This is a genomic window from Euryhalocaulis sp. (genome assembly GCF_013911995.1).
GTDB classification, from domain to species: domain Bacteria; phylum Pseudomonadota; class Alphaproteobacteria; order Caulobacterales; family Maricaulaceae; genus Euryhalocaulis; species Euryhalocaulis caribicus.
This window is the reverse complement of sequence record NZ_JACESD010000028.1, coordinates 1-22,433: the sequence shown is the minus strand read 5'-3', so window position 1 is coordinate 22,433 and position 22,433 is coordinate 1. Positions and strand designations below refer to the sequence as shown.

The window sequence follows — 22,433 nt, the reverse complement described above, 5'->3', positions numbered from 1 at the left end:
GCCAATAGGAGCGTATCGATCGATGCGCGATGACACTCTGGACCCCGCCATCGCCGCCGCCCGGACCTATAAGGGCGAAGCGGATTACGGCGCCCATCTGACGCACGACAATTTCCGCGACCTGATCGACGCCCGGAACGGCGGCGCCCTCTTCTGCGCGCATTATTCCGGCGCCCGGAAAATCCGCGACTGGAGCTTCGCCGCCTTCTCCAACGCCGCGCGTTCCCTGGCCCACCGGTTGAGCGATGAGTTCAACGTCCAGCCCGGCGACCGGGTGATGGTGGCGCTGGGCAATCGCGACGCGGCGATCATCGCCTATGCCGCGCTGTGGGGGATGGGCGCGACCGCCGTCCTGATCAATCCGGCCGAGCTGGGCGATTTTGGCGCCTTCGTTTCGGAAACCTCCGGCGCGAGAGGCGTCATTCTCGCGCCCAATCAGAGCGAACACGCGCCGGACGGCCTGTTCACGCTGGAGCTGGACGGCAAGGAGCTGGTCGACACCGCCGCCCCGGACTGGCCGCACGCCGCGCCCGCCCGCGAAACCCCCGCCGTTCTCATCTACACCTCCGGCACGACCGGGCGCTGCAAGGGCGTGGTGCTGGATCAGGGCAATCTGCTGATCAACGCCGAGGCGACGCGGCGCCTGCACCAGCTTGAACCCGGCGCGGCGCATATGTGCGTCCTGCCGATGTTCCATGTGAACGCGATGGACTTTTCCTTCGTCACCTCGCTCTACGCCGAGTGCAAGCTGGTCCTGAACCGCAGCTTCTATCCATCCGCCTTCTGGGACATCGCCCGCGCCGAGAACGCCGAAATCGTCTCCATGGCCCCGGCCGCCATCCGCCGCCTGACCGAGGACAAGCGCGAGATCGGAAAGGACGCGGTTCCGGACTCGCTGCGCTATGTCACCTCGGCCTCCGCGCCGCTGTCGCGGGAGCTTCTGAAGGTTTTCATGGACCGCTTCGGCGTGCCCATCCATCAGGCCTACGGCCTTTCGGAGACCGTCAATTTCTCGCTCGCCATTCCGGGCGACATACCGGACGCTGCCTACAGGGCCGCCTTGCTGGACGCCGAGCGGCCCTCTGCGGGTCAGGCCGTGTTCGGGAATGAGATCATGGTGACCGATGACGCGGGAGCCCCGCTGCCCGAAGGCGAGATCGGCGAGGTGCGTATTCGCGGCTGGAACGTAATGCGCGGCTATGACCGCGCGCCCGAAGCCAATGCGGACGCCTTCGCCGATGGCTGGTTCCGCACCGGCGACCGCGGCTACTGGCGCGACCTGGAAGGGCGCCGTTTCTACTTCCTGGCCGGACGCCTGAAGGAAATCGTCAAGCGACACGGCCAGACCATTTCCCTGCTGGACATTGACGAGGCGCTGGGCCGCGAAGGCTGGCGGGACGTGGTCGCGGTCGGCTTTCCCAACACCCATGCCGAAGAAGAGATCGGCCTGTTCGTGCTGGGGGAGGAAAGCGAGGCGGCGCGGCAATCCCTGACCACCGCCCTTGAGAACGCGCTGCCGTCGAAGCGCCGCCCGAGCGTGATCGTGTTCGGGGACGCCATCCCACAGACCAGCACCGGCAAGATCCAGCGCCGCGCCCTGATCCCGAAATTCGAAGCCTACGCCGAAAGCCGTTTGTCATGACCACGCGCACCGACAAGGACGTCGAGAAAATTCTCAAAAGCGGAGGCCCCTCGGCCGCCGCCGCGCAATTCATGCGCCGCTACGCCCAGACCGGCACGGCGCGCTATCTCAGCGAAGCGGCCAAGCTGTCCGCGGCGTTCTCCGGTGAGCCCGATCTTCTCAACGCGCTTGTCACCAATGTTTCGCGCGCGCTCTTCGTCGATGCGTCGAAGCTGGGCGCGGACCGCATAGCAAAGATCCGTTTCGGCAATCTGGCCGCCGGCTATTTCGCCTGTCTGGACGACACTGCGCGGCGGCTGGACCTGGCCCCTGTTCACAACGATAGCGGCGCCGAGCGCGTACTGATTGTCGCCAAGCAGATGCTGGGTCACCGGCACGCTCCGACGCTGGCGGTTCTGGAAATCGCCCGTCGCCTGAAAGTGGAAGCCGGGGCGGAAGTTCTGGTGCTGGACGCGCGGGATTATCCCCGCGGCAACGCCCTGAATCTCGACCGGCCCTTCATCGCCAATTTCCGCGAACAGGAAGGCCGGGACGCCTATACGTATCAAGGCGTAGAAATTCCGGTTCACTACTCAGGCTGCGGCGCATACGGGCGCGGTCTGTTTCAGGAATGGATCGACGTGGCGGAGAATTTCGCCCCGACCGTCGTGCTCTCCCAATCGTCGGAGAACTTTGCCGGCGATCTGTTGTCCTGGCGCTACCCGGCGGTTTTCATACCCAGCCAGCAGGACGAACCGCTGAGCCGGGCGCATGTGGTCACGGACCGCTTCGGCCAGTTCGGAAAATCCGAACTCCGCAAGCGCGGCCACCTGCCCGACGCTCATATCGTCCGGCAATGCGAATACCGGCTGAACGCCATCCCGGAAAAGACCGAACCGAAGACCAAAGCCGATCTGAAAGTGCCGGAAGACGGCTGTGTCTTCGTGGTCGCGGGGAACCGGCTGAATGAAGAGATCGACGACGAATTCGCCAATATGCTGGCCGATATTCTGCGCGCCTCGCCCAATGCCTATCTGCTGATCTGCGGCACGGACTCTGTGCGGTTCGCCAGCGCATTTGCGGGCGTGGCCCAGCGCGTGCGCGCGATGGCGTTCGCGGCGGATCTACGCGGCCTCTATGACGCCTGCGACGTCTATATAAACCCGCCACGCCGCGGCGGCGGGCGCACCGCCTTCCTGGCGGCGGTCGAACGCCTGCCCGTCCTCACCCTGCCCGGCGGGGATGTCGAGGGGCTGATCGGCGCGGAACACTGTCTGCCGGACCTCGCCGCGATGAAGACCGAAGCCGTTGCGCTGATGCAGAATCCGGAGCGCGCCGCAGAACACCGCGCGCGCATGGACGCCCTTAACGAAGAGGTCTTCTCCCGCCGCGATGCGACGGAAAAACTGCTCGGCCTGATTGCCGAGGCAAAAGACATTGCCGCCTCGACAGAGGCCAAACGGGCCGCCGCATGAAGGACGGCTTTCCCGACCGCGCCCCGCGCTATCAGCGCAACGGCACGCTGGAAAGCGTGCTGGAGACGCTGAACGCCGCATTGGCGCCGGGGGCCGGAACCCTCATTCAGGATGGCGCGCAGCCAGACGGTCCGGTTGGCCTGATCGTCGGCAATCCGCGCTCGGGCACCACGCTGCTCCTGCAATGGCTCGGCTATAACGGCTATTTCTCTTACCCGACCAATCTGATTTCCCGCTTCTACGCCGCGCCGGCGGCGGGGGCGCTGGTGCAGAAAATGCTCTGCGACCCGGCGCTGCGGTACAAGGATGAGCTGGCGGAGGAGATCGCCGCGCCAGACTACCGCTCCGATCTTGGCAAAACCGCCGGCCTGCTGGGCGCCAATCCGTTCTGGTATTTCTGGCGGCGCTTCTTCCCTTCCGAACCCACCAATCACATCCCGCCGAACCGCTGGCCTGCGGACAAGGCGCGCCGCTTCGCCGCCGAGATTGCCTCGCTGGAAGCCGCGCTGACCCGCCCCTTCGCCATGAAGGCGCTCTATCTCAACTGGAACATTGCGGAGCTGGCCGGCGCGCTGCCGAACGCGCTGTTTTTTCACGTCACCCGCGAACCCGTCTTTGCCGTCCAGTCGCTGCTGGAGGCCCGGCGCCGCTTTAATGGCGACGCCGCCGCCTGGTGGGGCATGAAGCCGCCGCAATATGCTGAACTTCTTGGAAAAGACCCTGTCGAACAGGCCGCCGCCACTGTTCGCCTGACCGATCTGGCGATTGAAGATGCGCTGGACCGGGCGCCGGCGCGCAACGTCTTCCGGATTCGCTATGAAACATTGTGCGAGAAGCCGGAGACGGTCTTCGAAAGCCTGAAATCTCATCTGCGGAACCATTTCGGTTACGCCTTGCCAGACGCCTATTCCGGTCCGTCGAGATTTGATCACACGCCAGACATTCGCCTCTCACCGGAAGAAATCCGGCGCTTCGAGGCAGAATGGGCGTTGCACGACCGCGCGGCGCTACAGGGGGCGGCGTGATGCGCGCGGCGATCATGCAACCCTATTTCTTCCCCTATGCGGGATATTACCGGCTGCTGGCGGCGGCCGATGTCTTCGTGATCTATGATTGCGTCCAGTTTCCGCGCCGCGGCTGGGTTCACCGAAACCAGTTGCCGCGCGCCAACCGCGAACCGGGCTGGCTGACCCTGCCTGTCGAGAAAGCCGCCTACGACGCGGCTATCCGGGATGTCGAACTGAAAACCGACGCCGCCGACCTGATGCGGCAGCGGGCGGCGGCCTTTCCCGATCTCGATCACGCCTTACGCCACCGGTCGACACACCCGGCGGCTTCAGCGTTCCTGAATACGCGGCCCGCCCTGACCGATTATCTGGAACTGACATTGCGCGTCGCTGCGCGCCGTCTCGGGTTTCACCCGCAAATCCTGCGTTCCAGCGCGCTGGATATCCCGGCGCGCCTGAAGGCGCAGGATCGCATCTTCGCCATTCTGGAGGCGCTAGGGGCGAACGCATATGTGAATGCGCCGGGGGGACGAAGCCTCTATGACCCTCAGGCCTTCTCCGCCCGCGGCATCCGTCTGGAATTCCTGCCGGACTATACGGGCCCCAGAACCAGCATGCTCCACCGTCTGCTGATGGAAGAGAGCGAAAGCCTGCGCGCCGAAATTCTGGGCGATTGCAGGCTGGCGGAGGCTGCCTGATGGCCACCCCGGTCCTCATATTCGGCGCGGGTCAGGTCGCCGAGACCGCTGCGGAATATTTCGAGCGGGACGGTCAGGGGCCGGTCGCCGCCTTCATGGTGGACCCCGAGCATCACACGATCGAGACACTGCGTGACCGGCCTGTCCTGACCGTCCCTGACGCGGCGGACCGGTTCCCGCCCGGCAACGTCCGGGTCTTTGTCGCCATGGGCTATCACCGCCATGCGGGCGCGGCGTGGGACCGGGTTCGCGCATTTTCCGATCAGGGCTATGAACTGGCCTCCTATTGCGCGCCCACGGCCCGGGTGGCTGACAGCGCGCGGATCGGCCTGCACCATTTTATTCTCGATTATAATGTCATCCAGCCGGGCGCGGTGCTGGGCGACCATGTCTTTCTGATGCCACAAAACAATATTGGCCATCACGCCCGCATCGGCGACGCGAATTTCCTGGCGGGCCAGGTCTGTATCTCCGGCGCCTGCGAAACCGGCTCTGGCTGCTTTTTCGGCGTCAACGCGGCCACGGCCGACAATCTGAAAATCGGCGAAACCTGCCGCATCGGGCCGGGCGCGGCGGTGATGACCGACACGCCCGCCGAAACCACCTTGATCGCGCGCCCCGCGCGGTCGCTGCGCGGGGAGGCGCGGCCATGACCCGGAAATTCGACATAGAGGTAATGCGGCCCGTCCTGCCGGACGCGGACGCCCTTACCCCCTATCTGCAGCAAATCGACCAGACCGGCTGGTACGCCAATCGCGGCCCGCTGACGAAGGAGTTGGAACAGCGTCTGGCCGATCACTTCGGGGTCGAGCGTCACAGGTTGGTGACAACATCCAGCTGCACAAGCGGCCTCCAGATGGCCTATCTGACAGCCCGCCGGCCGGGCGCGCGCTATATCCTGACGCCGTCATGGACGTTCGCCGCCGCGCCGCTGGCCGCAATGGCGGCGGGTCTGACCCCCTTTTTCCTCGATGTCGATCCGGAGAGCCAGCAGCTGACGCCGGAAATCGCGAAAACCGCCCTCCATCGCCTCGGTGCGGAAACGGTCGCGGCGGTCTCTCCGGTCTCGCCGCAGGGCGCGCCGGTCGATCTGGATGGCTGGGCGGCGTTTCAGGCCGAAACCGGCTGCCGCGTGGTGCATGACGCCGCGGCGGCCTTCATCAGCGTTCAGGCCAGCGGCATCGTCTCCTGCGTCAGCCTGCACGCCACCAAGCTCCTGCCGGCGGGCGAAGGCGGCTTTGTGCTCTGCCCGGACGTTGCGACGCGGGAAGAAATCAAGGTCCGGTCGAATTTCGGGTTCGACGATTCCCGTGAATCGCAACTCGTCTCCGCCAACGCCAAGATCAGCGAGTATCACGCCGCCATCGGTCTGGCCGCGATGGATCAGCTGCCGGACCGACGCGGCCGCCTGATGCAGCTCGCACGCCGGATGAACGAGATGGTTTCCGCCCTGCCGGGCGTCAGCCTGCCTGAAGGGTTTGGCGCGCCCTGGTGCGGAACCACCGCGGTTATCCGCTTCGACGCGCCGGTCGCGCGGGATTGCGCCGCCCATCTTGCCCGGCAGGGTATCGAGACCCGCTTCTGGTGGGCGCGCGGCTGTCATCGCCAGCCGGCCTTCGCCGACTGCCCCCGTGATGACCTCGCCATGACCGAACGGCTGGCTGAATCCACTCTGGGTCTGCCCTTCCACGCGGCGCTGTCCGAAGCGGACCTCGGCCGTATTGGCGGGGCGCTGGAAGGCTTCCTCGCGGCCCGCCGCCGCGCCGCCTGATCTGTATAAAAAAGAGGGGCTGACGGATGCCCGCCAGCCCCTTGAGTTCTCCGAGAAGTCTTGCGGTCTAGAAGTCGACCGTCGCCCCGGCGAAGACATACCGGCCCAGCGTGTCATAGACCTGCGGGAAGGTGTTGCCGTTGCCGGCCCCCGAACCGACCACCGAGCTCAGCGGCGGGTCGTTGTCGAAGATATTGTTCACGCCCAGATTGAAGCGGGCATTCTCGCGAACCTGCCAGACGCCGGCCAGGTCGAAATAGTGCTGCTCGTCCAGCGTCTGGTTGATGGCCGCGCCGCCGCCGAACAGGTCGACGGAGGAGAAATACCGCCAGGAGCCCGACAGGCTGACATCCTGCCACGGCGTGTTCCACGTCGTGCGGAAGCTGTGCCGCCATTCCGGGTTCGGCGTCTGAAGGATTGAAGAACACCCGCCCCCGTAGGTTCCGGCGCAATCCTTGGCCGCTTCGCCCAGATTGTTGAACACCAGCGATTCCAGCCAGGTGCCGACGAGATTGAACTCGAGGCTGCCCATGCCGTCCGCGCCTAGGTCGCCCAGATCGACCGAGTAACCCGCGACAACGTCAACGCCGCGCGTTTCAAGCGAACCGGTATTCTGGTTCAGCGCGATGATGAAGCCGGTCGGGTTGGCCCACAACGTGCCGCCATTCCCGCGATTGACCAGCGCACAGAAGGTGGGATCGCCCGTATCCAGGCAGTTTTCCAGGACCGTCTGCTGCGCCAGCGTGCCGATCAGCTTTTCGATCGTGATGTCGAAATAATCGACCGTCAGGGTCAGGCCGGGCAGGAAGCTCGGCGTCGCCACAAGGCCGACAGACCACGTATCCGCCTCTTCCGGCTCCAGGTCCAGCGCGCCGCCTTGCAGCGTGTTGAACTGACCCGCCGGGTTGTCGGCGATCGCGCCATACTGGTCCGCCGTGACGCCGGTGCGGGCGCATTCCTCGAAGGAACGGGTCGGCTCCGGATTGGCGGTATTGGGGTCAAAATCGCCCGAGCACGGATCGAAGTTGCCGTTGGCGCCCGCCGTCATGTCGAACAGGCCCAGCGTCTGGCTGGTGAACAGCTCGACCACGTTCGGGGCGCGCACCGCGCGCTGGAAGCTGGCGCGGAGGCGGAAGTCTTCCACCGGCGCCCAGTCGCCCGCGAGCTTGTAGGTGTCGGTCTTGAAGCCGCTGGAATAGTCGGAGTAGCGATACGCCGCCTCGAACGCCAGGGTTTCAAATCCGGGCCGGTTCTCGATGATCGGAACCTGGATTTCACCGAACAGCTCGTAAACGTCCGTGGAGCCTTCCACCGGCAGCGTCTGGCTGCCCTGGCCGAAACCGTCCGAGCTCGGCGGCTGCTGGAACGCCGCGTCAGGGTTCAGCTCCAGATAATCACGGCGATATTCGCCGCCGAACGCGATGCCGACGCCATTCTCGGCCCACGGCATCCGCACGTCATAGACGCCCAGATCGCCGGAGATGGAGCCGCTGACCACTTGCTGGACCGTGTTGCCCTGCGCCAGCAGTTCCGCGCCGATATAATTGATCGCCGCCTGTGACGGGCCGTTGCCGGAGAAGATGTCGTAGGGCACGCAGGCCGGGTCGTTATTGGCCGGATCGCTGTCGGCATTGACCGAGCAGACGATGTTCCCGCTGCCGTCCCGGACCGCGTTCAGGGCGCGGGATGAACGGGTAACCGAAACCTCGTTCTTGTAGGCCTGCGACAGGTTCACATTGGCGTAGGAGGCATAGACATCATAGTCGAACGCCTCGTTCAAATTGCCGCGGACGCCCAGCACGCTGCGGAACGTCGTGTGGCGCAGCGTGTTGGAGCGCGCCCCGCCTTCCACGTTCCGGCGGAAGATCAGCACGCCCTGCGCGATGTCCGAACCGGAAAGACCGTTGCTGGTGCACAGGAAGTCCACCTGCTGGTCGGACAGGAACGGGTTGTCGCAATTGATGCCGCCGCTCTGACCGGCCACGCCGCCGCCGAAAACGCCGGACGGCGCGATGTCGGCCGCTGTCTCGTTCATGTTGAACGTCAGCTCGGCGTACGGCTCGATATGGTCGTTGACGCGGTAATGCGCATACGCGCCCAGCTTGTAGCTTTCATCCGGACGCTGGAAGAAGTTGAACGGGTTGAAGTTGAACGTGTCCGTCGTGAAGTCACGCGGAATGAACGTGCCGTTGGACGGGTCCACGCGGAACCAGCCCTGGCTCAGCGCCGGGTTCACGTTCAGGAAGTTGGCGACCGCGTTGGTGCCGGAACCGTTACAGGTGAATTCCTCGCCATTATTCCGCGTCCCGAATGCGCAGGCGCTGAAGTCGCGCTCGGCCTGACGGATCTCGTCAACATTCCGGTACCCGACATAGGCCGTCACATTGCCCTGTCCGTCCGGCGAATTGACGCCCATGATGCCGGTCAGTTCAACCGTCTCGCCGTCGATGACATGGTCATCCGGCAATTTGAACTGGTCCGGATTGATGGCGTTGAATTCGTTGATCAGGCCCTGAACGCTGTTCTCGTTCTTGTGCTGATAGAAGCTGTACTGGGCGTCCAGACGGATGCCCTCAAAGTCGTCCATCATGATGAAGTTGACGACGCCCGAAACCGCGTCAGACCCGTAGATCGCCGAGGCACCGCCCGTCAGAACCTCGACCCGCTCCACCAGGGCGGACGGGATCTGGTTGAGGTCGGCGGCCTGTCCCGCCGGCAGCGGCGAGCCGAACGGCAGGCGGCGGCCATTGACCAGCACCAGCGTCCGGACGGAGCCCAGACCGCGAAGGTTCACCGTGGCCGTACCCGTTGCGCCGTTGGAAACCGCGCTGCCCTGCGCCGCGAAGGCCTGCGGAAGGGTGTTCAGCATGTCCTCGACACGAACGGTGCCGCGCAGGTCCAGCTCTTCGGAATCAACCTGTGTGACCGGGCTGGTGCTGACCAGATTGGCCTGACGGATGCGTGACCCCGTGACGACAACCACATCGTCAGCGGCGCTGCCCGTGGCCGCCTGCGTCCCCTGATCGACCTGATCCTGGGCAAACGCCCCCGTTGCGCCCGCGCCGGTCAATAGCGTGCTTGCAAGAATACAAGCCTTGAATTTTCTGGATTTCATTATCGTCCCCTTTGGTTAAGCGATGTAAACACTGGCGTTTGGACGATTTTTGAAGACGCGGAGTGTGACACTAAAGTTGTGATCGACTAACCGACCGGAATTCGCGACGGCTCTCTCCGGTTTGCGACGAATGGGGCTGAAACAGCGACCAGCGGCGGCGAGGCGCGCGCTTTATCCCTGTCGCCGGATGAAAAGGCACAATAGGCTGACCTCGATCATGACAGCCACGTTTCCAGAGACCTCCGAACCCCAGCGCGCCGAAGCCATTACGCTTCGCGAATTCATGGTGTTTCAGGCGATCGTCATTGGCGGGATTTTCATAATCAGCAACGCCATCGCCCTGATCGGCGGCGACCTGCATTTCCCGCAAAGCCTGATCTACCGCATCATTTCGTTCGGCTTTCTTTTCGTGGTCACGTGCGCGATTCACGTTGTCTTCCGGTATCTGAATCCGAAAGGCCTCGCCGCGCGCTCCGTCGCCGCGCTTCCGGCCCTTCTTTTCATGCCCATCATTCTGATGGCCGGCGATATCCTGATGGAGTTCGTCTTCATGTGGATGGCCGGCGAAACCATGAACACGCCGTCCCGCGCCGCGCTTTCACGCTATTACTTCTTCAACCTGGCGCTGTTCGCGGGCTGGCTGGGCGCTTATCTGGCCTTCCTGACCAACGCCGATCTGCGGTTCGAGGAGAACCGGCGCCACCGTCTGGAGGCCATGGCGAACGAAGCGCAACTGACCATGCTGCGCTATCAGTTGAACCCGCACTTCCTGTTCAACACGCTGAACGCGATTTCCTCGCTGATCCTGGACAATCGCAACGACGCGGCGGAAACGATGGTCGGCCGGCTTTCCGGGTTTCTGCGCTATACGCTGGCCGGAACGCTGGAGCGCACCGTCACGCTGGAAACGGAAATCGAGACCCAGAAACTCTATCTGGAAATCGAAAAAGCGCGCTTTGGGTCAAAGCTGAAAACTGTTTTCCGGATTGAAGACGAGGCGTTGAAGGCCCGTGTGCCCAGCCTGATCATTCAGCCCATCGTGGAGAACGCGATCAAATACGCCGTCGCGCCGCGGCAGGACGGCGCGCAAATCAATATCGGGGCGCGGCGGAGTGAAGACCGCCTGATCGTTACGATAGAGGATGACGGCCCCGGTTTTGGCCGCGCGCTGGAGGATATTCACGCCACCCATGTCGGGCTGAAGAACACGGCCGAGCGTCTCAATCTCCATTATCCCGGACAGGCGCGCCTCCACATGGCGGATAATCCCGGCGGCGGGGCGCGCGTGACGCTGGAAATGCCGTTTGAGACCGATGCCGCCTGACGCCCGCATCCTGCTCGTTGATGACGAGCCGCTGGCCTTGCGGCGGCTGGAGATTATCTGCCGCCAGATTTCCGCCTGCGAGGTTGTCGGAACCGCGGACAACGGCCAGTCGGCCATCAGCCTGATCGCGGAGTTGAAGCCCGATATTGTCCTGCTGGATGTCCATATGCCGGTGCTGGACGGGTTCGGATTGCTCCGCAAATTGCCCGAAAACAGCCCGCCACAGATCATTTTTGTCACCGCATATGACCATTACGGCCCCCGGGCGTTCGAGGAATCCGCTGTCGATTACCTCCTCAAACCCGTGGAAATCAGCCGGCTGGAACTGGCGATCGGCCGCGCCAGGGCGCGAAAAGAAGCCGCCAGCGCCGCAGACCGGCTGGAAGAGATGGAGCTTCTGGTCGCCAAGCTGCGCCGGGCAGCCGCGCGCAGCCACAGCGCCCCGCGCTGGGAACGCGAGATCTGGATCAAGGACCGCACGCGCGCTTATCGCGTGAACGCCGATACGGTCGAATGGGTGGAAGCGGCGCGCGATTATGTGGTGCTGCATACCGGCGAGCGGAACCATATCATGCGCGAGACCATGACGGGCATGGAGGAAAGGCTGGGCCGGGGTCCTTTCATCCGCACCCACCGCTCGGCCATCGTGAATATGGATCACGTGCGCGAGGTCGTGCGGAAGCCGTCCGGAGCCATGATGCTGCGCATGATGAGTGGCGCGAAAGTGCCGGTCGGACGCCGTCAGGCGACTGAAATCTACGAAAAACTGACCGATTTTCACATCGGCGGCGCAGAAGATTCCGAGTCCTGAAAAGGTAAGAGGCGCCTGGGGAAATCAGGCGCCTCTTGAATTTGGGGACTATCGTGGAGGGAGAAGTGCGCCGTCCCAGGCTGCGCGCCTCTCATGTGTCACGATAAAACGTGTGGCGCCGCCGTCAGGTTCAAATCGATGACACCTGATCTTCACGCGGCAAGCGGCGGCGCGTTGCGGCAAATGGCCGGAATGACGCGACCAACGGCGCGGCTTCAGTGCGAATGACGCGCCGCAAGCTCGCCCCTGGGCTGCCGGAACAGGAAGACGATCGCCAGGGCTGGCAGCCACGGCAGCAGGCGCTCGCCCACCTGCCCGGGACCGGAATCGAAGACCTGGCTGAACAGGACTGTCAGGGTGAAACCCACCGTCATGGACAGCCAGACCGCCCAGGCCCGCGGTTCGACCCCCGCCACGCGCGCCGCCACGATAGGCCCGAACGCCGCGCCCAGCGCCGACCACGCAAACAGCACTCGCCCGAATATGGTCGCCGGAACACTCAGCGTGATAATGACGGCCAGCACGCAGATCGCGCTCATGACCAGCCGGGAGACCAGCAATTCCCGCTGCGGCCAGCGTTTCGTAACGCCCAGATCGTGCGCCACCGCCCCCGCGGCGGCCAGCAGGATGGAATCCACGGTCGACATGACCGCCGACAGCACTGCGGCGACCACTACGCCAGCCAGCGCGGCGGGCAGCAGATCCGCCGTCATGCGGTAGAAAATGTTTTCCGCATTCCCCAGATCGGCGACCAGAGCGCGGCCCGCCAGCGCCAGCGCCGCCATGCCCAGGAACACGATCACGCCCCAGCTAATGGCGATGATAAAGCCGCGGATCCGGCTTTTTTCGTCCTTGACCGCCATCAGGCGGTTGAGAAGCTGCGGCTGGCCGTAGGTGCCAAGCCCCACGCTGAAAATCCCCAGCGCAAACCCGGCGAACAGGAAGAAGGGCTGCCCCCCGTCCCACGCCAGATAGCCCTCCGGCGCGGTGGCCTGAAGCGTCTGGATGATTCCGGCGGGGCCGCCGGCCGCGATCACCGCTACAACAGGCAGGAAAATCGCGATCAGCCACATGATGCCCGCCTGTACAGTGTCCGTGACCGAGGCCGCCCAGAACCCGCCAAGGAAGACATAGATCAGGATGATCGCCGCCCCGATCATCACGCTTTCCGCCACGCGCATGTCGAATGCCGCGGCGAACGCCGCGCCGGCGGCCTGGAACTGCGCGGCAATGTAGAAAATAAAGCAGAAGACGATCAGCGCGCTGGCCGTCCACACAATGGCGCGCCGCCAGCTTCCCCCGCTGCGCGCGGCCAGGAAGTCCGTCAGCGTAACGTGGTTTTCCTCCACGGTTTCGGCCCGCAGCCGCGGCCCGAACCACAGCCAGACCAGCACATAGCCCAGCCATGTCCCCGGCAGCATCCATAGCGCCGAGACGCCGGACACATAGACAAATCCGGAAAAGCCAAGCAGCACCCAGGCGGAAGACGTGGAGGCCGCATAGGACAGTCCCGCGACCCACGGCCCGAGCGCGCGACCCCCAAGGAAATAATCGGATTCACTCTTGTTTCGCCGGCTCGCCCAGATCCCGATGCCGATCAGCAGCGCCTTATAGGCAATCAGCGTCAGCAGAACGATTGTCGAATCCATGAGCTCCCCCGTCAGGCCGCAAACCGGCGCGGGACGCTAACCCACGCGCGGCTGCAACGGGAGTCCGGAAAACCGGATCAGTCGTTCGCGGCCGGCGAGCCGGCGCGCTGACGGTTTTCCCAATCCGGCGCGTGATAGGCGTCCAGCGTGGACGGCGGAAGCATTTCCTTGCCCAGCACATGATCTGCGCCCTTCTCCCCGATCATGATCGTGGGGCCGTTCAGATTGCCGTTTGTTACGGTCGGCATGATAGATGAATCGATCACGCGCAGCCCTTCCATGCCATGCACCCGGCACTCGGAATCCACCACGGCCATGTCGTCTTCGCCCATGCGGCAGGTTCCAGCCGGGTGATAGGCGGTTGCCGATTTCTCCGCCACCCACGCATCGATCTCGTCGTCGGACTGGACATCCTTGCCCGGTTGAACTTCTTCGCCCCGGTATTCGTCAAAGGCGGGCTGGGAGAATATCTCACGGGTCAGGCGCACGGCGTCGCGATAGGCCTGTTTGTCCTCTTCCTCCGACAGATAATTGAAGACCAGGCGCGGGTGGTCCTCGGGTTGCGCGGATTTCAGCGTGACCTCGCCGCGGCTCTTGGGCTTGTTGTGACCGACATGAGCCTGGAAACCGTGCCCGTCGACGGCGCTGGAACCGTCATAGGCGATCGCGCCAGCGAGGAAGTGATACTGGATATCGGGCCATTTGAGCCCCGCGCGAGAACGGATATAGCCGTTCGATTCAAAGTGATTGGTCGAACCCAGCCAGTCCTTGAACAGCATCCAGCGGGCGCCGATCAGCGCTTGGCCGATCGGGTTCAGCCAGCCATTCAGGGTGATGTCCTTCTTGCAGCGATGCTGCACCCACACTTCCAGATGATCCTGAAGATTCTGGCCAACGCCGGGCAGGTCGTGCACGACCTCAATGCCATGCTCTTTCAGGTGAGCCGCGGGACCAACGCCTGAAAGCATCAGCAATTTTGGAGAGTTGAAGGCGCTGGCCGAAAGGATGACTTCGCGGCGCGCCTTGACCCGCCGCGTCTCCCCGGCCTGCTGGAACTCCACCCCGACCGCCCGCTTGCCCTCAAACAGGATGCGCGTGGTCAGCGCGTGCAGCTCTATATCCAGATTGTCCCGCTCAAGCGCCGGTTTCAGATAAGCGACCGCGGTGGAGCAGCGAATGCCCTCGCGCACGGTCATGTCCATGCGGCCAAAACCTTCCTGCCTGTAGCCGTTATAATCTTCGGTCTCGCCATACCCCGCCTGCGCGCCGGCTTTGATAAAGGCGCGATAGAGCGGGTTCTTCATGCCGCGTCCATTGGACACGCCCTGAGGCCCGCCGGCGCCGCGATAGGCGTCCTCTCCATAGACGCAATCCTCGGCGCGCTTGAAATAAGGCTGGACATCGGCATAGCCCCAGCCCTTCGCGCCCAGATCGGCCCATTCTTCGAAATCGCCGGCGCAACCGCGTACATAGACCATGCCGTTGATCGACGACGATCCGCCCATGACCTTGCCCCGCGCGTGGTGTATCGCGCGGCCGCCCAGGCCCGGCTCCGGCTCCGAATACATGCCCCAGTCGAACTTTTCCTTGCCCATGGGGATGGAAAAAGCCGTGGGCATGCGGATGAAGATCGAGTTGTCCTTGCCGCCATACTCGATCACCAGAACCTTGTTCTGACCGTCAGCGCTAAGGCGATCAGCCAGCACGCCGCCAGCAGACCCGGCCCCGATGATGACGTAGTCGGCTTCCTGGTCATAAGCGTGGCTCACGTCTCGTCCTCCTGATCATGTTGCGATTGGTCCTGAGTGTTTTCGTCCGGCATCGGCGTGCGGCCGCCCATGGCTGCGCGCTGGGTATGCAGGAAGTGCATGTGCCGCTCGAAATGGTCGAGAATGTCTTCGACAACCTGCGCCCGCGTGTAGCCCACCAGGTCATAGCCCTGGCTGCCTTCGAACAGGTGCGCCTCCAGACGATAGTAGCGCGAATCCTGGGATTGCGGCCGGCGGACGAAGGCCGGGATGGCATACGGCTCGGGCTTGATTTCGTAAGTGAAATCCTGCTGCGCCTCGATGCGGACATTCAGCCTCAGCCACGGGTCGTCTCCGCCGCCGCTTTCAATATCGGCGGGCAATTGCCGTTCGCTCAGCACGCCCGCGATTTCCTCCATGGCCGGACGCGCCGTTTCTTCCAGAAAACGCACTGCCTGCTTGTGCGTGGGGAAGCTGGTCGCGCGGGCAATACGGTGTCGCCAGCTTTCGTGTGTTGGCTTGTCTTCACGGATGCGGCCGGAGAGATAACCCGGCAGCGACTTGCGGTGCGCCTCCTCCTTCATCGCCTCCACGCGCAGCGCCTTGAACAGCCCCGCCATCATCAGGAAAAGCACGATGGAGAAGGGCAAGCCCATCACCACCACCGCGCTTTGCAGAGCGGACAGTCCGCCCGCCAGCAACAGGGCCAGCGTCAGGCCGCCGATGATCGCCGCCCACAGCACACGCATCCAGACCGGCGCGTCAGAATTGGCGTCTTTCAGAATGGAGGTGAAGTTCGACAGCACCAAAGAACCGGAATCGCCCGACGTCACGAAGAAGACGATCGCCAGAATGGTAACCGCTACCGTCGTGATTCCGGACAAGGGCAGGTTCTGCAGGAACAGATAGATGGACGAACCGGGATTGTTCATCGCCTCCTGCCCGAAAGCGCTTGCGCCCCCCATCACCATCTCGATGGCGCTGTTACCCATGATCGACATCCAGATCATCATGAAGACCATCGGCAGGATCAGCGTGCCGGCGACAAATTCGCCGATTGTCCGCCCGCGGGAAATCCGGGCCAGAAACAGCCCTACGAACGGCCCCCAGGCGATCCACCACGCCCAGAAAAACAGGGTCCAGCCGTTCAGCCATTCTGTCGGCTGGTCGAAGGCAAATGTGTTGAAGGACAACCCGATGAATTCCGACAGGTAGTCGCCGACATTCAGTACAAAGGCGTTCAGCAGGAACACCGTGTCCCCGGCAAACAACACGAACAGAACAACGCCCAGCGCCAGAAGCATGTTGAATTCGGATAGCCGCCGGATGCCGCGCTCAACGCCGGTTGCCGCAGAAATAGCGGCGAACACCACGATGATTACCGCCAGCGCCGCCTGCGTGATCACGCTGTCGGGGATGCCGAACATGTAGTTCAAGCCGTAATTCAGCTGGATAATGCCGATGCCAAGGCTCGTCGCGATGCCGAAAACCGTGCCGAGCACCGCCGCAATATCGACCGTATGGCCAATCGGACCGTAGATCCGCTTTCCGAAAATCGGAAACAGGGCGGAGCGGATCGTCAGGGGCAGGCCATGGCGATAGGAAAAGAACGCCAGCGCCATTCCGACCAGCGTATAGACGCCCCAGCCCGAAATGCCCCAATGCAGGAACGTATACTGCATGGCCCGGCGCGCATCCGCCACGCCCTCGCCCTGGACGTCAGGCGCGGCCAGGAACTGGGTGACCGGTTCCGATACGCAAAAGAACAGAAGGTCGATCCCGATGCCCGCCGAAAACAGCATCGCCGCCCATGTCAGCAACCCGAATTCCGGTTTCGAGTGATCGGGGCCGAGCCGGATTTTTCCGTATTTGGAAAATCCGATGAAGATGACAAAACCCAGATAAACCAGGACGGCGAGGAAGTAGAACCAGCCAAACGTATTGGAAATCCAGGCCAGCGCCGCGTTGATCACGCTGCCCGCCTGATCGGAGAACACCATCGCCCAAAGGGCGAACACCACAATTCCGATGGCGGAGGCATAGAAAACAACTGGGTTGATCCGGTCCTTTGCGGGCTCCTGCTCCACGCTGTCGGTGGCTGAATCGTTCATCGCATATCCTTGTGTTCAGGTGAGCAGGGTCCGCGCCTTGGCGTCAGAATGAGAAGACAATGCTGGCAACCAGCGAACCGACATTTTCCGGGGCGGCGAGGTCCGGCTTCACGCCATCGGCGTCATGCCAGCGAAGGTCGAGCGTAACGGCGTCCCACGCTTTCGAGACGCCAATATCGTAATAGGTGTAGTCCTGCGCGGTCAGCGCGGCGCTTTCATCGAAAATCTGCCGGCCCAGCTTTCCCGAAACCGAAACGCCCTCGCCAATAGGCAGAGGATATGATGCCGTCGTCTGCAGCGCATAGGACGGCGTATCGGGGAAGAAATCGTCGCCGAAATAATTATTGGCGTACCAGACGCTGGCGCCGAGATCGGCCTCGCCCAGCGTATAGCTGAGGATGCCGTAGACTTCCCAATAGTCGAGATCGGCGACTGAACCAGGGAAGGAATAATACCAGAAACCGATATCGTAACCGACGCCGCTATCGCCCACTGTGCCCGCAAACCCGACAAACGGGTCAATTTCCACGGAATTGCCCTCGCCGCCTGCGGACGTGTTGGACGCCCACACGCCGGCATAGAAACCGGAATCGTGAGCCCATGTGAAACTGCCTTGCAGCTGGGGGCCGTCATCGCTGACCGAAAGGCCGCGATACATGTAATTGCTCGCCAGTTTGAGCTTGCCGCTCAAGGACCCGAACCCGCCTTCTTCAGACCCTTCTTTTTGCGCCGAGGCGGGAGCCGAAAGGGCCGTAGAAAAGGCGAGTAATGCACAAACGGCGAGATATTTTTTCAACTTGGCGGCTCCGGGTTTGTACACCGGCGCGCCACCTGAATGGCGGGGCCTGGCGGTCGTGCGCGCCGCGCCTCAAGACGGACTAATGTGGCTCGAGAACTGGCGGCTGTTCATGTTCCTGAACACATTTAAGCCGCAATCGTTCCGGCGCCGCCGCCCGCCTTCGCAAGCGGGGCCGAGCCTTCAAACAACAGGCGTTTCAAGTCATAGACCAACCCGCGCAGGTACGTCCCGACGGCGTCCCGGGCAACGTTCTGACTGCGCGGTTTTTCAGAAAAGCGGTTGATCTGACAGAGACTTAAACGCCTTCGCCGACAAACGCCTTTTCGATGACCATGTCGCCGGGCTTGGCGTTGGAGCCTTCGATGAAATCGCGCTCCAGGCACATCTCTTTCAGCTCTTTGAGCATGGCTTCGGAGCCGCAGATCATGACGCGGTCATGTTCGGGGTCCAGCGGCTTGCCGCCGATCTGCTCGAACAGCGCGCCGCTGCGGATCAGATCCGTGACGCGCCCTGTCCGCGCGCCCTCTTCCCGCGTGACGGAGTTGAAATAGACCAGTTGCTTTGCGGCTTCCTCGCCGACCAGCGGGTCGTTTTTCGTGCGCTCGACCAGCTCTTCGCTATAGGCCAGCTCCGCGTGGGTGCGGCAGGTATGGGTCAGCACGACCTCATCGTAATACTCATAGACGTCCGGCTCCCGGATCAGGCTGGCGAAGGGCGCCACGCCCGTACCGGTGGAGAGCAGGTATAGCCGCCGCCCGGGGCGCAGGGCGTCAGTGACCAGCGTGCCGGTCGGCTTCTTGCCCATCAGCACCGTGTCGCCCGGCTGGATATTCTTGAGGCGGGAGGTCAGCGCGCCGCCCGGCACCTTGATGGAATAGAATTCCAGCTCCTCGTCCCAGGTCGGGCTGGCGACGGAATAGGCGCGCAGGATGGGCTTTTTTTCGCCTTCCAGTCCGATCATCACGAATTCGCCCGCGCGGAAGCGGAATGTCTCCGGACGGGAGACGCGGAACGAGAAGAGCGTATCGGTGTAATGTTTCACCGAATGAACTTCCAATTCATGGAACGCGCTGGACTTGGCGGGGCGCTCTGCGCGCGCCGCTTCGGCGGCTGCTTCACTCATCTAGGTCGTCTCGTCTTTCAGCTCTGGGCGGCCAGATTGTCGGCCTCGGGAACATGATCGGCGTCCCAGGGCGGACAGGGCAAATTACGCGCTGCTAGATATTCAGGATTATACAAACGTCCAGCGTATCGGGCGCCCGCATCGCATAACAGGGTCACGACCGTATGTCCCGGCCCCAGCGCCTCGGCCAGCCGGATCGCCCCGGCGACATTCACCCCGGACGAGCCGCCCAGCGACAGACCTTCCTCCTCAACCAGGGCGAACAGGATGGGCAGGAAATCCGCATCCTCGATCCGGAAAGCGTGATCGACCTGCAGCCCCTGAAGCTGGCCCGTGATGCGGCCAACGCCAATGCCTTCGGTGATGGATGAGCCTTCGGATTTCAGCTCGCCGGACGTGAAATAGCTGTACAGCGCCCCGCCCGCCGGGTCGGCGAGGCCGATGGCGATATCAGGGTTTTTCGCGCGCAGCGACGCCGCCACGCCGGACAGCGTGCCGCCCGTCCCCGCCGCACAGACAAATCCGTCCACCTTGCCCCCGGTCTGGTCCCAGATTTCCGGGCCGGTCGTTGCTTTATGAAAGGCGCGGTTGGCCGGGTTGTCGAACTGGTTGGCCCAGAAGGCCCCGCCCGGCATGTCCGCCAGACGTTCAGCCAGACGGCGCGAGACATGGACGAAGTGATGCTCGCTGGAGAACGGGGCGGGATCGACCTCGATCACGCGGCAGCCCAACGCCCACAACGCCTGCTTCTTCTCCGGGCTCTGGGTGCGCGGCATCACGACCACGACCTTGTAGCCCAGCGCCGCGCCAACGGTCGCCAGTCCGATCCCTGTATTGCCGGCGGTGCCTTCCACGATCACCCCGCCCGGCTTCAATGCGCCGGAGCGTTCGGCTTCGCGGATAATGCCCAGCGCCGTGCGGTCCTTTACGGACCCGCCGGGATTGAGAAATTCCGCCTTGCCATAGATTTCACACCCGGTCCGGCGCGAAGGGCCTTCCAGCTTCAACAGTGGGGTCGACCCGATCAGGCCGATAACGGCGGGTTGTCTTTCACTCACAGCAAGGGGCCTCCCTGTCCGCCCGCGGCCAATGGCTGATGTATGCCGCATTCGGTCTTGTCCTGTCCCCGCCAGCGGCCATCGCGGACATTGGCGGGCGAGGCCGGGGCCGTGCAAGGCCAACAGCCGATCGAGACATAACCCTGTTCGACCATCGGATGCGCCGGAAGGTCCAGTTTTTCAAACACCGCCTGCACGTCTTCCCGGCTCCACCCGGCCAGCGGATTGACCTTGATCCGCACGCCATCGAACTCGAACGGCTCCAGCGTCTCCCGGACTCCGCCGTGATAGCGTTTGCGCCCGGTTATCAGCGCATCATAGCCGGCCAGCGCCCGCGCGAGAGGCCGCACCTTGCGGAGCGCGCAGCAGGCGTCGGAGTCGCGCCGCCACAGCTGGCCGTCCGCGTCCTCCGCCGCCGCTTCATCCCGGTCGGCGCGCAGGATTTTCACATTGGTCAGGCCCAGCCGTTTTACCAGAGCGTCGCGGTAATCCAGCGTCTGGGCGAAATGGCGCTCCGTATCCAGGAAGAAGACCGGCGTGTCCGGCGCGATCTCCGCAATCATCGCCAGCCCGGCCGCCGATTCCGCGCCAAAGGAAGACAGCACCGCGATCCGGCCCTTGAAACGGTCCAGCGCGGCGGCCAGCACCTCCCTCGCCGGGCGGTCGGCATGATCCGCATTCAACGCATCGGCCAGCGCCGCGCGGGTCTTGCGGGCGCGGCGGGCGAACGCCGGCTCGGTCTTGTCCTCGGCCGGCTGGTAATCGCCGCTGAAGGCTGTGAGCGCAGCATTCCAGCGTTCGGCCTGCCCGGACCGGTCCGGCGCGACCCGGTCGAAACCGGCGCGCTTTAGCAGACGCGCCTGATCGGGGATGAGATCGCCCACCGCCCGCAACTCGCCCTCGAACCCGCGCTCGCGCAGGCGCGCGGCCAGCGAGAATCCGCGTCCGTCCTTGAAGCTGGGGAAATGGATATCGATCCGCTCCACGCCCGCAATTTCACTGGCGATGTCTTCCAGTATCGCGTCCGGGGCAAGCGCCAGCACTTCCGGCGCTTCTGCGCTTCGAGCGGTTTCACGTGTGGCTTCAATCTGCATAGACCGCCTCCTTGAACGGGTCCGCGCCGATGCGCCCGAGCGTTTCGATGAAAGTTTCCGCCCCGATGCGGCGTTCGGTGAATACGCGGACCACGGTCAGAACCGCTTCCACCGCGCTGTCGGCCGTGAATCCGGGGCCGAGTATCTTGCCGACGGCCGACTGGCCGTCCGCGACGCCGCCAACCGTCAACTGGTAGACTTCCTCGCCCTTCTTATCGACGCCAAGCAGGCCGATATTTGCGACATGGTGATGACCGCAGGCATTGATGCAGCCCGATATCTTGATGGTCAGCTCGCCCGCCGGCTCGTCCAGCCCGGTCTCCGCCAGCCGTTTCGATATGGCCTGCGCCAGCGGAATGGAGCGCGCATTGGCGAGATTGCAATAGTCCAGCCCCGGGCAGGAGACGATATCGCTGGCCAGCCCGGCGTTCGGCGTCGCCAGCTCCAGCCCCGCCAGCGCCGCGTGGAGGTCCGCCAGATCGGCGGCGGCGACGTGCGGCAGGACCAGATTCTGCTCCTTGGTCACGCGGATTTCGCTCCGGCCATACCTATCCGCCAGATCGGCCAGCGCATCCATCTGCTCCGCGCTGGCGTCGCCCGGCGTCTTGCCCGTGGGCTTCAGGGAGACGACCACGCTGCGCAGCCCGTCCACCTTGTGCGGCTTCACGTTATGCGCCTTCCAGCGCAGGAAGGCCGGGTCGGCGGACTTGGCGACAGGGCGCGGATCGGCGGCGGGCGGCGGAAAGTGCGCCGCCACGCGCTCGATCTCCTCGACCGGGATGGTCAGCGGGCCGTTTTTCAGCCGGGAAAACTCGTCCTCGACCGCCTCGGTGAACGCGTCCGCGCCCATCGATTCGACCAGGATCTTGATCCGCGCCTTGTACATATTATCCCGCCGGCCGGCGAGATTATAGACGCGCAGGATCGCCGTCAGATAGGCCAGCAGGTCCCGCTGGCCGACGAAGTCTCGCAGCTTCACTGCCACGCGCGGCGTGCGGCCCTGACCGCCCCCGGCGTGAACCTCGAAGC

At 63.7% G+C, this 22,433-nt stretch carries 17 protein-coding genes; 8 read left to right on the top strand and 9 right to left on the bottom strand.

From position 1 onward, the window contains the following. The first annotated feature begins 22 nt into the window (after positions 1 to 22). The 6 genes from H2040_RS08825 to H2040_RS08800 are packed head-to-tail and all read left to right on the top strand — an operon-like array spanning position 23 to position 6,572. The gene (locus H2040_RS08825) at positions 23 to 1,642 is read left to right on the top strand and encodes a class I adenylate-forming enzyme family protein (protein ID WP_287156882.1); all 1,620 of its coding nucleotides are present in this window, start codon (positions 23 to 25) and stop codon (positions 1,640 to 1,642) included. Beyond that, entirely contained in the window at positions 1,639 to 3,096 is a 1,458-nt protein-coding gene (locus H2040_RS08820; RefSeq protein WP_287156881.1) for a glycosyltransferase family protein, read from the top strand. The genes H2040_RS08825 and H2040_RS08820 overlap by 4 nt, the downstream gene beginning before the upstream one ends. Continuing rightward, on the top strand, positions 3,093 to 4,121 hold the full coding sequence (locus H2040_RS08815) for a sulfotransferase (RefSeq protein WP_287156880.1): 1,029 nt from the start codon (positions 3,093 to 3,095) through the stop codon (positions 4,119 to 4,121). Before H2040_RS08820 ends, H2040_RS08815 begins: the two co-directional genes overlap by 4 nt. Then, entirely contained in the window at positions 4,121 to 4,801 is a 681-nt protein-coding gene (locus H2040_RS08810) for a WbqC family protein (protein WP_287156879.1), read from the top strand. Before H2040_RS08815 ends, H2040_RS08810 begins: the two co-directional genes overlap by 1 nt. Then, positions 4,801 to 5,454 (top strand): acetyltransferase, encoded by a 654-nt coding sequence (locus tag H2040_RS08805; protein WP_287156878.1) that lies wholly within the window; start codon positions 4,801 to 4,803, stop codon positions 5,452 to 5,454. Before H2040_RS08810 ends, H2040_RS08805 begins: the two co-directional genes overlap by 1 nt. Further along, positions 5,451 to 6,572: a DegT/DnrJ/EryC1/StrS family aminotransferase gene (locus H2040_RS08800; RefSeq protein ID WP_287156876.1), complete on the top strand. Its 1,122-nt coding sequence runs from the start codon at positions 5,451 to 5,453 to the stop codon at positions 6,570 to 6,572. The genes H2040_RS08805 and H2040_RS08800 overlap by 4 nt, the downstream gene beginning before the upstream one ends. Before the next feature lie 67 nt (positions 6,573 to 6,639). Here H2040_RS08800 and H2040_RS08795 read toward each other — a convergent pair whose 3' ends face one another. Next, the gene (locus H2040_RS08795) at positions 6,640 to 9,687 is read right to left on the bottom strand and encodes a TonB-dependent receptor domain-containing protein (RefSeq protein WP_287156874.1); all 3,048 of its coding nucleotides are present in this window, start codon (positions 9,685 to 9,687) and stop codon (positions 6,640 to 6,642) included. A gap of 217 nt (positions 9,688 to 9,904) precedes the next feature. Between H2040_RS08795 and H2040_RS08790 the strand changes: the two genes are divergently transcribed. Continuing rightward, a complete protein-coding gene (locus tag H2040_RS08790) occupies positions 9,905 to 11,011 on the top strand; it encodes a sensor histidine kinase (RefSeq protein ID WP_022698773.1) in 1,107 nt (368 codons plus the stop codon). Then, positions 11,001 to 11,822: a LytR/AlgR family response regulator transcription factor gene (locus tag H2040_RS08785; RefSeq protein WP_022698772.1), complete on the top strand. Its 822-nt coding sequence runs from the start codon at positions 11,001 to 11,003 to the stop codon at positions 11,820 to 11,822. Before H2040_RS08790 ends, H2040_RS08785 begins: the two co-directional genes overlap by 11 nt. Positions 11,823 to 12,037: 215 nt before the next feature. On the opposite strand, the gene H2040_RS08780 is transcribed toward H2040_RS08785, so the two are convergent. From H2040_RS08780 to H2040_RS08745, 8 genes are all read right to left on the bottom strand, one after another. After that, positions 12,038 to 13,471, bottom strand: a complete 1,434-nt coding sequence (locus tag H2040_RS08780; RefSeq protein WP_287156869.1) for a sodium/proline symporter — start codon at positions 13,469 to 13,471, stop codon at positions 12,038 to 12,040. 77 nt (positions 13,472 to 13,548) lie between these two features. Then, complete coding sequence (gene betA / locus H2040_RS08775) at positions 13,549 to 15,240, bottom strand: choline dehydrogenase (RefSeq protein ID WP_287156866.1); 1,692 nt, start codon at positions 15,238 to 15,240, stop codon at positions 13,549 to 13,551. After that, positions 15,237 to 17,330 carry a choline BCCT transporter BetT gene (betT, locus tag H2040_RS08770; protein WP_287156865.1) on the bottom strand — a complete coding sequence of 698 codons (2,094 nt, stop codon included), beginning with the start codon at positions 17,328 to 17,330 and terminating at the stop codon, positions 15,237 to 15,239. Before betT ends, betA begins: the two co-directional genes overlap by 4 nt. 43 nt (positions 17,331 to 17,373) lie before the next feature. Next, complete coding sequence (locus H2040_RS08765; RefSeq protein ID WP_287156861.1) at positions 17,374 to 18,150, bottom strand: TorF family putative porin; 777 nt, start codon at positions 18,148 to 18,150, stop codon at positions 17,374 to 17,376. Positions 18,151 to 18,424: 274 nt separating this feature from the next. Further along, the gene (locus H2040_RS08760; RefSeq protein ID WP_287156860.1) at positions 18,425 to 19,252 is read right to left on the bottom strand and encodes a ferredoxin--NADP reductase; all 828 of its coding nucleotides are present in this window, start codon (positions 19,250 to 19,252) and stop codon (positions 18,425 to 18,427) included. A gap of 17 nt (positions 19,253 to 19,269) precedes the next feature. Beyond that, a complete protein-coding gene (locus H2040_RS08755; protein ID WP_287156858.1) occupies positions 19,270 to 20,310 on the bottom strand; it encodes a cysteine synthase A in 1,041 nt (346 codons plus the stop codon). Further along, the gene (locus tag H2040_RS08750; RefSeq protein ID WP_287156855.1) at positions 20,307 to 21,404 is read right to left on the bottom strand and encodes a phosphoadenylyl-sulfate reductase; all 1,098 of its coding nucleotides are present in this window, start codon (positions 21,402 to 21,404) and stop codon (positions 20,307 to 20,309) included. The genes H2040_RS08755 and H2040_RS08750 overlap by 4 nt, the downstream gene beginning before the upstream one ends. Then, positions 21,394 to 22,433, bottom strand: a 1,040-nt coding sequence (locus H2040_RS08745; protein WP_287156852.1) for a nitrite/sulfite reductase, incomplete at its 5' end; no start/stop codon positions are given. The genes H2040_RS08745 and H2040_RS08750, both read right to left, overlap by 11 nt.

What these genes read in the sequence shown, in the direction of transcription:
- betT (WP_287156865.1), bottom strand. Translation starts at nt 17,330, where the DNA reads ATGAACGATTCAGCCACCGACAGCGTGGAGCAGGAGCCCGCAAAGGAC.
- H2040_RS08785 (WP_022698772.1), top strand. Translation starts at nt 11,001, where the DNA reads ATGCCGCCTGACGCCCGCATCCTGCTCGTTGATGACGAGCCGCTGGCC.
- H2040_RS08810 (WP_287156879.1), top strand. Translation starts at nt 4,121, where the DNA reads ATGCGCGCGGCGATCATGCAACCCTATTTCTTCCCCTATGCGGGATAT.
- H2040_RS08815 (WP_287156880.1), top strand. Translation starts at nt 3,093, where the DNA reads ATGAAGGACGGCTTTCCCGACCGCGCCCCGCGCTATCAGCGCAACGGC.
- H2040_RS08795 (WP_287156874.1), bottom strand. Translation starts at nt 9,687, where the DNA reads ATGAAATCCAGAAAATTCAAGGCTTGTATTCTTGCAAGCACGCTATTG.
- H2040_RS08805 (WP_287156878.1), top strand. Translation starts at nt 4,801, where the DNA reads ATGGCCACCCCGGTCCTCATATTCGGCGCGGGTCAGGTCGCCGAGACC.
- H2040_RS08760 (WP_287156860.1), bottom strand. Translation starts at nt 19,252, where the DNA reads ATGAGTGAAGCAGCCGCCGAAGCGGCGCGCGCAGAGCGCCCCGCCAAG.
- H2040_RS08825 (WP_287156882.1), top strand. Translation starts at nt 23, where the DNA reads ATGCGCGATGACACTCTGGACCCCGCCATCGCCGCCGCCCGGACCTAT.
- H2040_RS08820 (WP_287156881.1), top strand. Translation starts at nt 1,639, where the DNA reads ATGACCACGCGCACCGACAAGGACGTCGAGAAAATTCTCAAAAGCGGA.
- H2040_RS08800 (WP_287156876.1), top strand. Translation starts at nt 5,451, where the DNA reads ATGACCCGGAAATTCGACATAGAGGTAATGCGGCCCGTCCTGCCGGAC.
- H2040_RS08750 (WP_287156855.1), bottom strand. Translation starts at nt 21,404, where the DNA reads ATGCAGATTGAAGCCACACGTGAAACCGCTCGAAGCGCAGAAGCGCCG.
- H2040_RS08780 (WP_287156869.1), bottom strand. Translation starts at nt 13,471, where the DNA reads ATGGATTCGACAATCGTTCTGCTGACGCTGATTGCCTATAAGGCGCTG.
- H2040_RS08790 (WP_022698773.1), top strand. Translation starts at nt 9,905, where the DNA reads ATGACAGCCACGTTTCCAGAGACCTCCGAACCCCAGCGCGCCGAAGCC.